The organism is Bacillus proteolyticus, from assembly GCF_001884065.1.
Classification (GTDB): Bacteria; Bacillota; Bacilli; order Bacillales; family Bacillaceae_G; genus Bacillus_A; species Bacillus_A proteolyticus.
Genome location: NZ_MACH01000003.1, coordinates 99,772 through 115,502 on the forward strand (window position 1 = coordinate 99,772; position 15,731 = coordinate 115,502).

The window sequence follows — 15,731 nt, forward strand, 5'->3', positions numbered from 1 at the left end:
CTATTGTCTATAAGGCGAAGAATAATTGTACCCAGTAGTATAAGAGGAATAATGTGACGGCTGTTGTGAGTGGGATTACGATGAGAGATACGCTTAAATAATCTTTCCATTTCACTTTAATTTTATTTTGTCTTAGGATATACATCCAAATGAGGGAAGCTAGCGTACCGATTGGTAATAATAGTGAACCGATGTCACTACCAATGATATTTGCGAGATAGATAGTTTTTAATGTGACTGGATCTAGGCCCATTTCCGTTAACGTAATGGTACCAATCATAAGTGCAGGGTGATTATTGAATATGTTAGAGAGGATAGATACAAGCCCACCCATTGCAAAGCTAGCATAGAGTAGATGCTGACTTACAACTGGCTCAAGCCAATTTACAAGTGCCGTTGTTAACCCTGCGTTGTGAAGCCCGTAAATAATTACATACATAGAGAAAGCGAAAATTAAAATGTGCCACGGTGTTTTTTTCAAAATATCGACTGGGTTTGTTCGTAAGTAGTACCATCTCCAGATGAGAAGAACGAGTGAACCGAGTACGGCAACAATTTCGATTGGAATCGATAAGAAGGATGCAACGAATAGAAGACAGCGCATAAGGAAGACGAAGCCTAATACTTTTAACATGAATTTTGTACGTTTTTGTTTTGTATCAACAGAATTTTTTCCTTTTAACGGATGGAAGTTTTTCGTGAAGAAAATTTCTTCGATATCATATGAAGAAACAGGTAATTTTTTCGGAAGTTTTTTCTTTAAAACTGTATACATGAGCCATGACATAAATAATAATCCTAATGTTGCAGGTACAAACATCATAGCTGTATGCATATAAAGAGTCATATGAACAATATTTAATGCGATTAAGTTTACGATATTACTTACACCAATTGGTGCACTAGATGCAGTGGCAATTAAAGCACCGCTTAATAAATAAGGGATTTGTTGATGAGGTTTTAATTTAAGGTTTCTTAGTAGTAAAATTAGGATTGGTGTTGTAATTAAAATACTACCGTCGTTATTGAATAAAAGAGTCATAAGAAAACAAAGTAATTGAATATACCAGTATAAACGGTGACCGGAGCCCTTTGCTAAATTTGCAAGTTTCGCTGCGGACCAGTGGAAGAAGCCGAAGCTTTCTAATATAACCGCCATAACGATGGTCGCTAATATTGTTATGGAGGCACCGCCAATTTTACTGATAATGTCCATGACGTCTGGTTTTGATACAAGTCCAGTAATCAAGATAATGCCAGCGCCAATTGCTGCCGGCCACGCCTCATTTAAACCACGAGGTCGCCAAAAAATAACAATCATCGTTAAGAAGAATACAATAATAGTAATCCATATTTCAATGCTCATATTCTGCCTACCTTTCTATTTTTCCTTGAACAGATGTAGTTTGTCTCAAGTTTATATTGATAGTATATTCAGCAGGGAATAAGAGGAACTAGACATATAATGGGATGGAGTGAATATGTGTTTTTGGAGCTATAGGACAAGTATAAGTGGTAGTGTAATAACTATTAAGATAGACGTCTAATAAATGAGGGGCATTCTATGTACGAATGCCCCTCATTTATTATTTTTCCTTCAAAAAAGTTCGATCCTTCAAGAATAAATTCCAGAAGAAAATGAATCCGGGTAGTAAAATTGCAATTCCGATTGCGTAAAGAATAAGAAGTGCATAGAATGTTTCGACCGTCGTAAAGCTTGTAAATACAGTTACGTCCGGGTAAATGATATACGGTAAATGGGCGACGCCGTAAGCGTAGCTTGCAAATGCATATTGAGCGACGACAGCTAAAACTGCAATGCGAGGAAATCCTAGTGTGCCATACTTCTTATTTGTCCACCAAAGGGAGGAATACCCGATAACAAATAAAACGATAGAGACTGTAAACCATGGGAATTGCTTTATTAATCCTTGCATAAGCCAGTGTGTTTCAGGGTCCATTACAACGAGAGCGATAATAGCAGTAACGAGCGTTGCTGGACCAAGTATGATGGCATTTCTTCTATAAATTCTATATGCATCTTCTGAACCTTGTTCTCTCGCAAAATCAGCAAGAAAGAGAGATGATAGAAATAGTTCCGAAGTTAGTCCAAAGAGCATATAACAATAAATAACAGGACTAGAAAGAAGTTTTCCGTAAAGGAGCACTTCTTTTCCTTCAGACATCGTAATATAGGCACCTTCTGTAACCGGTAGAACGGTAATTAATAGAGCTGGGATTAAGAGCCCAGTAATACCTGAAATAATCCGAAGAAGGTGTTGGTACTTCGGCAGGGAGTAAGCAAATACCATAAATGTACTGCGAATCGCAACGAGTACTAAAATTAACATAACAGGTACAAACATAACGGTTGCAAGGGTAAAGGCCGCTTTTGGAAAGAAACCGAGAAAAGCGACAACGACAAAGACAAGAAACGTATTTGTTACTTCCCAAGTTGGTGATAAGTACCGATTAGCAAGCTTCGCAGCGAGCGTCGGATGTTTAGCGTATACCATGCCCCAAAAACCAGCTCCAAAATCAATGGACCCTAGTATGCTATATACGAAAATAAGAGCCCATAAGATGATGATTGCAATGCTTTCCTCATGCACGAGAATCGCCTCCTTGGTGATGTAAGTCATTCTTTAACGGATGTTTCTTAAAGAATGTCCGTAGTACAAAGACTGTTAAAATAGCGAGTCCGATATATAAAATGATGAATAGAACAAATAAAGGTCCGACGAAATCAGCGCGTGTAGAAGCATCTATTGTGCGTTGCATGCCATAAATTGTCCATGGTTGACGACCACTACAACTGAAAATCCATCCAAATTCAATACCGAGCATCATAACTGGTCCGCATGCTGCAGTGCCCCAAAGAAGCCACTTCGGTAACTCCGCCCCTTTTTTTCGATAAACAAAGTACCAATATAAGAGAGCCACAGCTGCGACAGCAAAGGTAAAGGCAGCAGCTCCGACCATTAAATTGAAAAGTGTATGTGTATAAAATGGTGGCCACGTTTCTTGTGGAAATTCATTTAGCCCTTTTACAACAGTGCTAGGATCGAGTCCTACTAGTAAGCTGAGCATGTTCGGAATTTCGAGTGCATAGTTTAGTTCAAGTGTATTAGGATCCACAACCCCGCCAATCGATAAAGGGGCGTGTGATGTCGTTTCAAACAAAGCTTCAGCAGATGCTAGTTTTTCAGGTGAATGTTTATGTAAGGCAATAGCTGATTCGTGTCCTGAAATCCACATCGTAGCACCTGTGATAAATGTAACGACAAGCCCTAACAGTAATCCTTTTTTATGATAAGCAATTTCACGCGCACTTAAATTTTTCTTTAATAATTTAAATCCAGCGATGGAAGCGATGACGGCTGCTCCGGCTGCATAAGCTGTAATAACGACGTGGAATGCACTTGTGCCAAAGCTTGGATTAAAGAAAGCTTTCCACGGATCAACGTTAAAAACTGAGCCATCTGGTCCCATTGAAAAGCCCGCAGGTGTATTCATCCATGTGTTTGCTGATGTAATAAGCACGGCGGATGCAGTGGCGCCAATCATAACGAAAAATAACGAGATTAACCTCATAAATGGAGGTAATTTATCAGCTGCATATACATAAATAGACATGAATAAAGCCTCTAAAAAGAAGGCGAAAATCTCAATTTGAAACGGAACGGAAATAACTTGGCCAACAATTTTAGCGAAACCAGGCCAAAGAAGTGAAATTTGTACACCAACAATTGTTCCAGTTGGAATTGCTACACCGAGAAGGATAGCAAAAGCCTTCGTCCATCTTTTTGCCATAATGGCATAGTCGGAATCTTTCTTCCAGTGATAGAGTATTTCACTTATAAAAATCATCAATGAAAGCCCGACTCCAAGTGTTGCAAAGATAATGTGGAATGCTAGTGAAGAACCAAAAAATGCTCTTGCTAATGTTACGGTATCCATATGTATACTCCTCTTCTTTTTTGCCATTATTTTCTGATTGAATTGGAAGATTTATTCAATAAAATGCCAAAAATATATATGCATTAAAAAAAGAGAATGTGTTAATATAGTTTTGAATATTCGAAAAAGAAAGAAATGTATATTAGGTAATATTTTGTTTGTTTTTTAAAGAAGAATATTTTATAATCTTTTATGCGAACATAAGTTCTGATTCAGCGTGTTACGTTTATGAAATGAAGAAGTTTATGTGAAATGGAGAGGGTGTCTTATGTATCCTGAAGTCATTAAAAAGATGGCATTTTCAAAAGAGCATAGAGATTTATTATTAAAGTTATATAATAAAGAAATTACGCGTCGTGAATATGATCGACTTGTGGAATCGCTATATAGACCTTCTAAAGAGGTTTGTGAGGGGTAATGCGAAAAAGACAATCTAAAGGATTGTCTTTTTTATATTCGCGTATGTTCTGATAAAATTAAGGTTAGCCTTACTAAAGAGGTGAAAAGTTTGCGAAAACGTTTATATATAGGGATTGGGGTTATTCTGTTAATCGCTTTAGGCGGAATTGTATTTTGGTCAGCTTTACAAGGAAACCGTACGGAGCATTTTATTTTAAGGCATATGGTAAATGAAAATGGAACACTTGCAACCTACCGTTTAGCAGATACAAAGGCAGGAACAGGTGAGGCGAAGGGCCGTGAAGCTTTATCAGAATCGGCAGGACTATGGTTACAATATACGCTTGATAAAGATGATCAGTTGCTATTCGATGAACAAGTAAAGGTTATTCAAAATAATTTTGTACATAAGGATCACATCGTTGTATGGAAAATCTCTGAAAAGGGAGAAATGCAGTCAGCCACCAATGCACTTATAGATGATCTTCGTATTATTGAACAATTATATCGTGCTTATGAAATATATAAGGAAGAGCGCTATAAAAACCTTGCTGATCAATTGAGCAATGCTGTACTTCGTTATAATAAAAAAGATAATTATTACGTGGATTATTATGATGCAGATGCAGGTAAACAAAATAAATTTACAACAACATCTTACATAAATCCTCATGCATTCTCGTATATGAAAAAGTACGGAAGAATTTCTGTACAGCAGTATCAGGAAGTAGTTCAGTTTTTAGCAGATTATCCGAGAGAGGGTTGGGCGTTTCCGAAAGAGTATAAAGAAGATGGTACATTTATATACGATAAAGAAGTGAATCTTATTGATCAATCCTACGTTGCGTATCATCGTAGCTTAGGTGGTCTTTCATCAGATGCTTATTTGGAATTTATAAAGAAAAAAATTCATGAGGACGGAAAGTTATACGGTCGTTATAACCTAGAAACGGGAAAACAAACTGTAAACTATGAATCACCAGCATCTTATGGATTAACAATTTTGTACGTATTACAAACAGGTGATACAAAGTTTGCGAAGGAATTGTATGACCGGATGACTACATTCCGAAATGATAATGTATTTAGTAGATATTATGGTGGATATGTAACAGGTGAGAATAATAATACACATATTTTCGATAATGTATTACCACTTTTAGCTGAAATGGAATTAGAGAAGAGCAAGAGATAGAAGGTGCCATCCTATAGGGTGGCACCTTCTATTTGTGTCGTTATTTGTTTGTAAAGCGATATAATTTTACGCCCTAATATTGGAGAAGTAATCAATCACGAATTCACGAAATTGCTGGGCAGTTTTTGATAAGTAACGATTCTTCGACCAACTTAAGCCAATGGTCCGCTCGCAATTAGGTTCAATAATACGTAACTTATTTGGTGCTAAAGTAGAGTTTTTTAATAAAGTTAAGCTTGGAACAAATGCGATGCCAAGACCTTGCTTAATGAGGTCGCTAATCACGGTTGGTTCATCTACTTCAAAAGCGATATGCGGAGTGAAACCAGCTTCTTTACAAAATTCATCTGTTAAGTGCCGAAATCCGTAACCAGTGTTCATACTAATGAACGGTTCGTCTTTTACTTCATGTAGATGAATACTTTCACGGTTTGATAACCGATGGCCTGAAGGAACGACTAAGAAAATTTCTTCTGTGATAAGTGGTTCCCAAACTATTTCCTCTCCTTCAATTGGCACAGATGAGATACAAAAGTCGATTTCCATATTATCTAGTTGTCTTTTCATAGAAGGAGTAGATGCGAGAAATTGCTGGAATCGAACATTAGGATGTTCTAGTAAAAAAGAACCGAGTAGCTCGGGTAATATTCTCGGAATAGAAACTGCAAGTGTAATAGAGCCTTGTTGTAATTCAGCTAAATCTTTAATTTCTCGTTCTCCTTCACTTAATTCATGAAGAATACGTTCTACTCGTTTTAAAAATACTTTTCCGAAAGAGTTTAATGTAATCTGTCGACCTTGGCGATCAAATAATGGGACGCCTAAGTCCTTTTCTAGTCTAGCAATTGTTTTGCTGAGTGAAGGCTGCGCGATATGCAATTCTTCAGCTGCTTTTGTCATATGTTCTAGTCGTGCGACTGTCTGAAAGTATTTTAATTGAAGAAGTTCCATTTCGAATCTCCTTTCTATAGACCAAAAGGAATGAATTTATAATTAAAGATGTATTATACAGTATGGAAAGTGACGTGTATAGTGAATCTGTTAAACCATTCGAAGGGTGTTAAATTAGGAGAAGGAGTATGTTTTATGAAGGGAATTCAACTTATATTTAAAGATTGGAAGGCGATGTGGAACCATAAACATGGACGTATCGCTTTAATTTTTTTGTTAATCGTTCCTTTAATTTATTCAGGATTTTTCATAGCTGGATATTGGGATCCATACGGACGATTAGATAAATTACCTGTTGCAGTTGTGAACCTAGATAAGGGTGCTGCGATGGATGAAAAAACAATTCATGCAGGAGACGATTTTGTTAAAAATTTAAAAGAGAATAAGGAACTGGCTTTTCATTTCGTATCAGAAAAAAATGCTGATGAAGGGCTAAAAGAAGATAAGTATTATATGGTTGTTACGATTCCAGAGGATTTCTCTAAAAAGGTAAGTACACTTATGGATGAGAAACCAGAGCCGGCAAAGTTGCAGTACAAAGTAAATCCGGGTAAAAACTTTGTAGCAGCTCAAATTGGAACGACAGCTGTTGAAAATATGAAAACAAAAATCTCAAATAGTATTACGAAATCTTATACAGAAGGTGTCTTTTCAAAGTTTCAAGATTTGGCACAAGGGTTGAGTGATGCAAGTAACGGTGCTGGGAAGTTACATGAAGGAACGACGGATGCGAAAAATGGGGCGAATCAGCTTGCAGATGGTATTAATCGTTTAAGTGACGGGACAGTGAAGTTGGAAGAAGGAAGTGGTAAGCTTGCCTCTAGCCAATCGGCGTTAACAGGGGGAGCAAATGAGCTTAGTCAAGGAGCGACATCACTTCATAGTGGTATGGAGTTACTAGCGCAAGGTGAAAAAACTTTACAATCAGGAGTTAGTGAATTAAGTGCCGGTACAAATGAATGGGTGAACGGAAGTGAGAAACTTGCTGAGGGACAAGTAAAAGCGGATGATGCGGCAAGTAGTATGAAGAAGCAATTAGAGGAGTACATGAAAAGTCATCCAGAAGCACAGCAAGATCCTGCTTTTCAAAAAATCGTTGCTACTTCTAATGGATTAGCTAAAGCAACAAATACTTTGAATAATAGCCAACAACAATTGACACAAGGCGCGAAGAAGCTTGCTGACGGTCAGCATAAGGTTGAAGAAGGCATGAATACATTCGGAGTTAAGTTAAGTGAAGCTATTGCTGGAACGAAAAAGATAGCAGATGGCACTTCGAATTTAGCTGATGGATTTGCGAAGTGGGGGAATGGATTTACTTCTCTACAAGAAGGTGTAAATCAGCTTGCGAGTGGTGGAACGGAGCTAAATAACGGTGCTGAGAAGTTAACGAACGGACTTGTTAAACTTGACGAGGGTGCGAAAGAACTCTCCACGAAATTGGGAGAGGGCGCAGAGAAGATAGCAGATGTTCGCAATGATGATGCACGCAATACGATGTTTGCAGAACCAGTTCAATTAGTGAAGTCAACAGTTTCTGACGTGCCTAACTACGGTTCAGGTATTGCACCATATTTCTTATCACTTGCATTTTATGTTGGCGGAATTATGGCATCGAATATTTTACCGCTTGGCCGTAGACAAAATATGAAGGTAAGTGGAACGGTACACTTTGTTAATAAACTAGGATTGGTATATTTAATTGGACTTATTCAAGCGCTACTTGTAGATGTAGTTGTGCTAGGCGTTATGAAATTAGAAGTTGCCAGTGTGCCACTCTTTGTTTTATCAAGTATTGTTATTCCCTTTACGTTCATGACGTTTATTCTTATGTTAGTAACGGTATTTGGTCTTGTTGGGAAGTTCGCAGCGGTAACGCTCCTTGTCCTGCAATTAGCGACGAGTGGGGGGACTTTCCCAGGAGAATTAAACGTAGCTGTTCTTAGCAAAATTGGACAGTTTCTCCCAATGTCTCATTCCCTTAGAGGATTACAAGATGTTATCTCTTTAGGAGATTGGTCGCAATTACAAATGCAAATTTTAATATTGTTATGCTACCTCGTTGTTGCTGGAGGGATTGCTTGGATCACGAGTCATATACAGCATAGAGAAAAAAGTGCAGAACAAGTTTCTTAAAATAAAAGAAGCTATCCGATTTTTCCGGATAGCTTTTTCTTATTTTTTTTCCATAACCGCAAAGTAATTATTTTCATTATCAGCAAAATTGAATGCTCTACCAGTAGGTAAATCTACAACTTGTCCAACTGTAACGTTTTTCTCAGATAGGTCTTTATATAGACGGTCTAAGTCATTTGAGAAGAACATAAGTGAAGGTGTATTAAGATTTAATTCAGGCTGCATCTTCGCAATTAACGCTTTATCGTGAAGGATGATGCTTGTCCCAGCTTCTTTTGCCGGCGCAATTTCAATCCAGCGAAATCCTTGTCCGTTATTTTCTTCCGCAACGATTTGGAATCCTACTGTTTCTGTCCAGAATTGCACTGATTCATCTTGGTTATTTACATATAACATAATTTGTCCGATTTGAGTAATCATAGGTGTCGCCTGCTTTCTTTTTTTATATAGGTATTATTATATCAAATATATGGTTTAAATACTTTTTCATGATTCTTCCGAATGGCAATCTTAGCCCATTTCATATTTGTCGTAGGGGAAGGCCCTGTAATCCAAGTATGAAAGGGTAGTATGCTGCAAATGACCATTGCTGAAATAGAGATTGTGGCTGTTAGTATAAATAATAATAGGCTATATAATATTGTGTTTTCTTGCAATGTGAATAAAGAAAGAAATTTTGTACATAGTTGTAAGAAGAAAAAATGAGCTAAATAAGCACCATACGTGTAATTTCCGATAAATCGTAAAGCTTTATATAAGAAACCGCGTCGCTGTACAATTGTAATAGATAGCACGTATAGTATGATAATTTCGCATACGATATATAGAAACATAGATGGTTTTAAGTAAGTAGAAACAGTTAAATGAATAGAGTTCACGCCGTAAAAACTAAATAACTCATAATTGATAAATAAAAATAAAATAAAGAATAAGATTGTTATAAGCGGGATATGTTTCATGACGAATAAACGCCAAGTTTTTAATGCTACAGCAGCTATTCCTCCCATGACGAAATAGAATGAGTAGAAGAAGAAGGAACGATCTGTATAATGTAAAATGGTTGAGCTCGTCAATTTCTCTCCATTAAAAATGTAGTGAGAAGAGTACCACATTAAAAGGAAATATAGGCAAGCGAAAATGGTCATATATTTGTAGATGTCTTTTTTATTTTCTGTTCGTTTTTGAAACCAATAAAATAGTGTGCATAGTAAAGGGAACAATAAGTGAATTTGGAACATCATAATAACGTACCAAAGATGAGGTGCAGCCGTTCCGAGTAATAAACTTTTTATTCCGTCTTGTAGTGTAATGACATCGTTTGTTGTTAATAGATAAAGAATAGACCAGAAGAAATAAGGAATGAGTAAATGTGCGGCTTTTTCATAAATATATTCTCTGTAAACGAGTTGCTTCGTATATAGCCGAATTAAATGGAAGCCGACGATAAATATGAATGCAGGTGCTGAAAATTTTGCAAGATTAAATAGCATGCCCATAATGAGGGATTGCTCGAGTAAAACATTTCCTTGATTCATTGTATATAATAAGGAACTTTGCAAAACGACAGCAAGAAATGCAATGCTTTGCAAAACTTTAAATTCTGGTGCGCTTTGTGTCATTGTGTCCATCTCCTTTTCCATACATGATTATAGTACGGAGAATGGATGATAGGTGTGGAATATTTGTGAAGATTATAACAAATTTGTGGCGGAATGGGATTATATTAACGTTTTTGCTAATCTATCTATCGTAACTTGAAATGTATCAACGATTTTCCAAATATATTGATTCACTGACAAATAACGACAAAAAGAGGATGCTCCAAACGAGCACCCTCTTTCTATATATTAAGCAAATTTATTTTTGATCCAGTTTTTACCTTCTACAAGGCGAGCTGTCATTACGGCACAAGCGTTATCTGCTGTTACGTTTAACATCGTTGCAGGAGGATCAATAATTGTACTAATTGCCGCGATAATCGGCAATGCTTCTGGCGGGAATCCGTATAGAGAAACGATTAACATTTCACCAATCATACCGCCGCCTGGAATAGCACCCATTACAGTTCCTACTAATAGAGAAACGACAAGTGCGATTGCCAATGTTTTCGGTCCTTCGAATTCCATGTTGAAAATACCGAATAAGAAAGCAATTTTTAGTACGCCGCCTAAAACAGATCCGTCTTTATGAAGTGTAGACCCAAGAAGGACAACTGTTTCACGAACGTCTGAAGAAATACCCATTTTCTTCGTTGCTTCTAAGTTCGCTGGAATACTTGCGGCGCTACTACAAGTTGCAAGTGATGTAACTGTAGGAGAGACCATGTTCTTCCAAAATATTTGAACACCTTGCTTGCGACCTGCAAGGTATGCATAGAACGTAAAGAATACAAAGAAGTAAATTAGAGATGCAGGATAGTATACCATTGCTGCTCGGAAGTAAGTTCCAAGAAGTTGTGGCCCGAATTCACCAACTAATGCTGCGAAGTAAGCAGCAAGTCCGATTGGAGCGTAGTACATAATGAAAGATACGACTTTCATTGAAATTTCTGCACCAGCTTGTAGGAATGTAGCGAACGGTTTACCTTTTTCACCAACTGCTGAAGTTGCAATCCCCATTAAGATAGAGAAGAAAATAAGGGCTAACATATTTTCACGAGATAGTAACTTCGAGAAGTCAGATACTGTTAAGATACCGACGATTTGATCCGCAACACTAACTGCTTTTTCAGCTTTATCAGGCTGTGTTAGTTCTAATACAACACCTTGTGCTGGCGGGAATACTTTCACGATAATAATCATAAAAATAGCAGCTAAAATACTTGTAAATAAGAAAGTTCCAGCCATACTAGACATAATTTTACCGAAACGTTTTAATCCATCCATATTAGCAATAGATGACGCGATGCTAAAGAATACTAAAGGTACAACAATCGTAAACATTAAGTTTAAGAAAATGTCACCAAGCGGCTTTAAAGCAACTGCATCGGCACCCATGAAATAACCAATGAAACCACCAATTAGGATAGAAGATAATAAAATAAGTGGAAAGCGATATGCCTTCATAAATAAACCCTCCTATCGATTATAAAAAAAATCATACTGAATCATTATAGCGAGTTAGAGACGTCTTTACTAGGAAAATACGATAGATGGAATAGCGTGAAAACCAAGAAATTTTTATTTTTAAGCTCGGCATACAGTTAGAAATCTAGACATATATATTTGTAACCTAGTGGTGGCAAGGGCTGCACCATAAATTAGGTGTAGAAAAAGGGGGAGGGAAGCGAGATGAATATTTTACTTTGCTGTGCAGCGGGAATGTCTTCCAGTTTGATAGTTACAAAAATGGAGAAAGCAGCAGGGGCAAAGGGGATAGAGGTAAAGATTTGGGCTGTATCAGGTTCAGAAGTACGAAATCATATTGATGATGCAGATGTACTTTTACTTGGGCCGCAAGTGCGCTATTTATTACCGAAAATGAAAGAATTATGTAAAGAGAAGGGAATACCTGTTGATGTAATTCAATCCGTCCATTACGGGCTTTGTAATGGAGAAGCTATCTTACAAGCAGCTTTGTCAATGAAACCATGAGGAGAGTGGGATAGATGATACGGTTTTTAGAGAAATATGTGATGCCAGTGGCAGGAAAGGTTGCAGAACAGAGACATTTGCAAGCGATTCGTGATGGAATTGTTTTAACGATGCCTTTCTTGATTATTGGATCTTTTTTTCTAATTATTAGTGCTCTTCCGATACCCGGGTATAATGATTTTATGGCAGGAATCTTCGGAAAGAATTGGAATGTAGCATTAGGGTACCCAGTGGGGGCTACTTTTAATATAATGTCTTTGATAGCTGTTTTTGGAATCGCTTACAGATTGGGTGAATACTATAAAGTAGATTCGTTAGCATCTGGTGCATTATCACTTGTGACATTTTTACTTGCAACGCCATTTCAAGTTGCATATATCGTACCAAGTACGAAAGAAAGTATACTGATAGATGGAGCAATACCAGCTGCGTTAATGGGAAGTCAAGGGTTGTTTGTAGCGATGATTATTGCAATTATATCTACTGAAATTTATCGATTTGTTGTACAGAAAAAGATGATTATAAAGATGCCAGAGACAGTTCCGCCAGCAGTAACGCGTTCATTTGCTGCGCTTATTCCAGGCTTTATTGTTGTGACGGTTGTTTGGATCATTAGATTAATTTTTGAACATACGACTTTCGGTAGCATCCATAATGTTATAGGAAAGCTTTTACAGGAGCCTCTTAGTGTACTTGGGGCTAGCCTTTGGGGTGCGGTAATCGCAGTTATCATTGTCCATGTACTTTGGGCGTGTGGAATTCATGGAGCTGCAATTGTTGGTGGTGTAATGAGTCCGATTTGGTTGTCGTTAATGGACCAAAATCGAATTGCTTTTCAGGCTGGGCAAGACGTACCGAATACGATTACTGCACAGTTCTTTGACTTATGGATTTATATGGGCGGTTCTGGTGCAACACTTGCTTTAGTTGTAGGAATGTTATTATTTGCACGAAGTCAGCAATTAAAAAGTATCGGACGATTATCGATTGCGCCAGGTATTTTTAATATTAATGAAATGGTGACTTTCGGTATGCCGATTGTAATGAACCCACTTTTACTTATTCCATTTATATTGGTGCCAGTCGTGTTAACGGTTGTTTCTTATTTTGCAATGGAATGGGGATGGGTTGCACGTCCGAGCGGAGCTGCTGTACCTTGGACTACACCTATTCTTTTTAGTGGATATTTAGGATCAGGCGGAAAAATTTCAGGGGTTGTTTTGCAGGTCGTTAACTTTGCACTTGCATTTCTTATTTATTTTCCATTCTTAAAAATATGGGATAACCAAAAAGTAGCGGAAGAAAAGGGGGAGTAAAGAACTAAAATGGATACGATAGAGACGAAAGCTTTTCACTTGATTTTGCATGGTGGTAATGCGAGAAGCTGTTCAATGGAAGCAATTGATTGCGCAAAGCGCGGTGAATTTCAGGAAGCAGAAGCGAAACTACAAGAAGCTTTAAATGAACTGCAAGAGGCGCACCGCTTACAAACAGAGCTCATACAGAAAGAGGCTGCCGGGGAAAAAACCGAAGTTACCCTGCTGATGGTGCATGCACAAGATCATTTAATGAACGCAATTACAGTGAAGGAATTGGCGAGTGAGTTTGTAGAATTATATAGGAAGATGTCAGTAGCTGAATGAACCTTGCTTATGCAAGGTTTTTTTATGTTTTTAAAAGAGACAGTTATGACAATAAGAGGGCCACTTACGCAGGATTGCATGTGTTATTTCCAGGTTTATGTAAAAATGAAAGGGTAAAGTGAGCTTCATTATATGGTTTATGATGACTTTATATTGGAAACGAAAAATAGCAAAATTAAATCATCAATTAAGATAAAGTGAAACTTTAATCAGTGGGGGTTTTACTGCCCGGCGAATAGCGGGGTGAATAAACTATGTATGTGTGCTTACCATCAGTGGAGTGTTATAATTTCCACTGATGGTATTTTTATATTAACAAGCCTCCTTTTTCATGGATAAATGGGGGTGATAACTAATCGATAGTAACAAATTCTCCTACACCACGAATTAATTTTTTTATATGCATACGGTCTGGTTTTAAAACGCTTATTATAGAATCAATGGCTTTTTGAGGATCAACAGATGTGCCGCAAGTATAACAATCAATGGCTGCAAATTCCTTTTCAGGATAAGTGTGAATAGAGAGATGGCTTTCTGATAATAAAATTAATACCGTCACTCCATATGGGTGGAATTCTTTGTTACTTACATTTAAAACGTGAGCACCAGAGCGATTCGCAGCAGCAATTAAATGATGCTCTAAAAAATGAATATCATTTAATAGAGAAAAATCTACGCCCCATAAATCTACTATTATATGACGCCCAAATGTAGAATAGTTCATATATTTGTAGCCTCCTTGTTAAAACTCCATTTCTATTTGATAGCAATGATGTAGGGTAAGATCAGATTCTAAATTTAAAACGGCATTATTACGGTGCTCTAACTGTTCTTCTTTAAATTGAAATAAAGGAGTAAGAAGAGAAGGCAATGTTCGAGGGGATGGTACTACGTAAAATTGTTCGATTTGATTGAGTACAAGCGAGGAGTTAGCAGCAATATGAAATCCCCAGTCAGTTCCGAAAGAAGGAACAATTGTATGATAGCTTTTTACAATTAATCCGGCATTTTCAATTGTATTACCGATGCTCCAATATACAAGAGGTGCATCAGCAGGTGAATTAGATTGGCAGACAAATGCTCCATCTTCAGTTAGGAATGTAGCTATAAGGGCAAAAAGTTCACTTGTATATAAAGTGCTTAGCACCTCTGTCGCTGGATCAGGAAAATCAATAATAATTACATCATATAAAGAGGAAGGAGATTTCAGAAATTCTTTCGCGTCACATACATGTACATTTGCACGATCATCAAAAAATGCACGTTGGTTTAAAGAAACTAATTCTGGAACATTGCGAGCCATCGTAATCATTTCTTCGTCTAAGTCGACGAGGTCTACATGGGTAACCGTTTCATATTTTAAAACCTCTCTTAAAGCAAGACCATCGCCACCGCCTAAGATGAGAACGCGTTTTGGATCTATTACTTTTGACATAATTGGATGAACAAGTGCTTCATGATAGATTTGCTCATCGACGGAACTAAATTGTAGTTGCTTATCCAAATATAGACGAATGTCGCTTACTTGGAGTAAATTAATGTTTTGATAATTACTTTTTTTTTCAAGTAAACTTGTATGTTCGCCAGCTTGTATTTCTTTTAGCGAAATTTCATCCCATATATCTAAGCTGTGCGAATCTGTGGGTACTATCATTACATTTTCCGATTGTACTTGCTTATCCTGTTTGTCTTGTTTATCCTGTTTGTCCTGTTTATCTTGTTTGTCCTGTTTATCTTGTTTGTCCTGTTTATCTTGTTTGTCCTGTTTGTCCTGTTTGTCCTGTTTGTCCTGTTTGTCCTGTTTATCTTGTTTGTCCTGTTTATCTTGTTTGTCCTGTTTGTCCTGTTTATCTT

General features: G+C 37.2%; 15 protein-coding genes. 6 read left to right on the forward strand and 9 right to left on the reverse strand.

Annotation, left to right across the window (positions count from 1 at the left end):
* Positions 1-7: 7 nt before the first annotated feature.
* The 3 genes from BAQ49_RS01470 to cydA all read right to left on the reverse strand — a co-directional run bounded on the left by BAQ49_RS01470 (position 8) and on the right by cydA (position 3,960).
* Positions 8-1,366 carry an arsenic transporter gene (locus BAQ49_RS01470; RefSeq protein ID WP_071743918.1) on the reverse strand — a complete coding sequence of 453 codons (1,359 nt, stop codon included), beginning with the start codon at positions 1,364-1,366 and terminating at the stop codon, positions 8-10.
* A gap of 220 nt (positions 1,367-1,586) precedes the next feature.
* The gene (locus tag BAQ49_RS01475) at positions 1,587-2,612 is read right to left on the reverse strand and encodes a cytochrome d ubiquinol oxidase subunit II (RefSeq protein WP_000544179.1); all 1,026 of its coding nucleotides are present in this window, start codon (positions 2,610-2,612) and stop codon (positions 1,587-1,589) included.
* Positions 2,605-3,960, reverse strand: coding sequence for a cytochrome ubiquinol oxidase subunit I (gene cydA / locus BAQ49_RS01480; protein ID WP_071743919.1), 1,356 nt, complete (start codon positions 3,958-3,960; stop codon positions 2,605-2,607). Before cydA ends, BAQ49_RS01475 begins: the two co-directional genes overlap by 8 nt.
* 268 nt (positions 3,961-4,228) lie before the next feature.
* On the opposite strand from cydA, the gene BAQ49_RS32700 reads away from it, so the two are divergent.
* Together BAQ49_RS32700 and BAQ49_RS01490 are read left to right on the forward strand one after the other, a co-directional pair.
* Positions 4,229-4,378, forward strand: coding sequence for a hypothetical protein (locus BAQ49_RS32700; RefSeq protein WP_000283176.1), 150 nt, complete (start codon positions 4,229-4,231; stop codon positions 4,376-4,378).
* Between the two features lie 90 nt (positions 4,379-4,468).
* Positions 4,469-5,554 (forward strand): transcriptional regulator, encoded by a 1,086-nt coding sequence (locus tag BAQ49_RS01490; protein ID WP_071743920.1) that lies wholly within the window; start codon positions 4,469-4,471, stop codon positions 5,552-5,554.
* Positions 5,555-5,620: 66 nt separating this feature from the next.
* On the opposite strand, the gene BAQ49_RS01495 is transcribed toward BAQ49_RS01490, so the two are convergent.
* Complete coding sequence (locus tag BAQ49_RS01495; protein WP_071743921.1) at positions 5,621-6,505, reverse strand: LysR family transcriptional regulator; 885 nt, start codon at positions 6,503-6,505, stop codon at positions 5,621-5,623.
* A 135-nt stretch (positions 6,506-6,640) separates the two neighbouring features.
* Here BAQ49_RS01495 and BAQ49_RS01500 point away from each other — a divergent pair, with 135 nt between their 5' ends.
* A complete protein-coding gene (locus tag BAQ49_RS01500) occupies positions 6,641-8,641 on the forward strand; it encodes a YhgE/Pip domain-containing protein (RefSeq protein WP_071743922.1) in 2,001 nt (666 codons plus the stop codon).
* A gap of 39 nt (positions 8,642-8,680) precedes the next feature.
* On the opposite strand, the gene BAQ49_RS01505 is transcribed toward BAQ49_RS01500, so the two are convergent.
* From BAQ49_RS01505 to BAQ49_RS01515, 3 genes are all read right to left on the reverse strand, one after another.
* Positions 8,681-9,061, reverse strand: coding sequence for a VOC family protein (locus BAQ49_RS01505; protein ID WP_071743923.1), 381 nt, complete (start codon positions 9,059-9,061; stop codon positions 8,681-8,683).
* 41 nt (positions 9,062-9,102) lie between these two features.
* Positions 9,103-10,260, reverse strand: coding sequence for an acyltransferase (locus BAQ49_RS01510; protein WP_071743924.1), 1,158 nt, complete (start codon positions 10,258-10,260; stop codon positions 9,103-9,105).
* A gap of 228 nt (positions 10,261-10,488) precedes the next feature.
* Positions 10,489-11,706, reverse strand: coding sequence for a dicarboxylate/amino acid:cation symporter (locus BAQ49_RS01515; protein WP_000649358.1), 1,218 nt, complete (start codon positions 11,704-11,706; stop codon positions 10,489-10,491).
* Positions 11,707-11,931: 225 nt separating this feature from the next.
* Here BAQ49_RS01515 and BAQ49_RS01520 point away from each other — a divergent pair, with 225 nt between their 5' ends.
* The 3 genes from BAQ49_RS01520 to BAQ49_RS01530 are packed head-to-tail and all read left to right on the forward strand — an operon-like array spanning position 11,932 to position 13,877.
* Positions 11,932-12,234, forward strand: coding sequence for a PTS sugar transporter subunit IIB (locus BAQ49_RS01520; protein WP_071743925.1), 303 nt, complete (start codon positions 11,932-11,934; stop codon positions 12,232-12,234).
* A 14-nt stretch (positions 12,235-12,248) separates the two neighbouring features.
* On the forward strand, positions 12,249-13,550 hold the full coding sequence (celB, locus tag BAQ49_RS01525; RefSeq protein WP_071743926.1) for a PTS cellobiose transporter subunit IIC: 1,302 nt from the start codon (positions 12,249-12,251) through the stop codon (positions 13,548-13,550).
* A 9-nt stretch (positions 13,551-13,559) separates the two neighbouring features.
* Positions 13,560-13,877: a PTS sugar transporter subunit IIA gene (locus BAQ49_RS01530; RefSeq protein ID WP_000379630.1), complete on the forward strand. Its 318-nt coding sequence runs from the start codon at positions 13,560-13,562 to the stop codon at positions 13,875-13,877.
* Between the two features lie 352 nt (positions 13,878-14,229).
* On the opposite strand, the gene speD is transcribed toward BAQ49_RS01530, so the two are convergent.
* Complete coding sequence (speD, locus tag BAQ49_RS01540; RefSeq protein WP_071743927.1) at positions 14,230-14,601, reverse strand: adenosylmethionine decarboxylase; 372 nt, start codon at positions 14,599-14,601, stop codon at positions 14,230-14,232.
* Between the two features lie 18 nt (positions 14,602-14,619).
* Positions 14,620-15,731 (reverse strand): polyamine aminopropyltransferase (locus BAQ49_RS01545; RefSeq protein WP_071743928.1); only part of this gene is annotated, 1,112 nt, incomplete at its 5' end.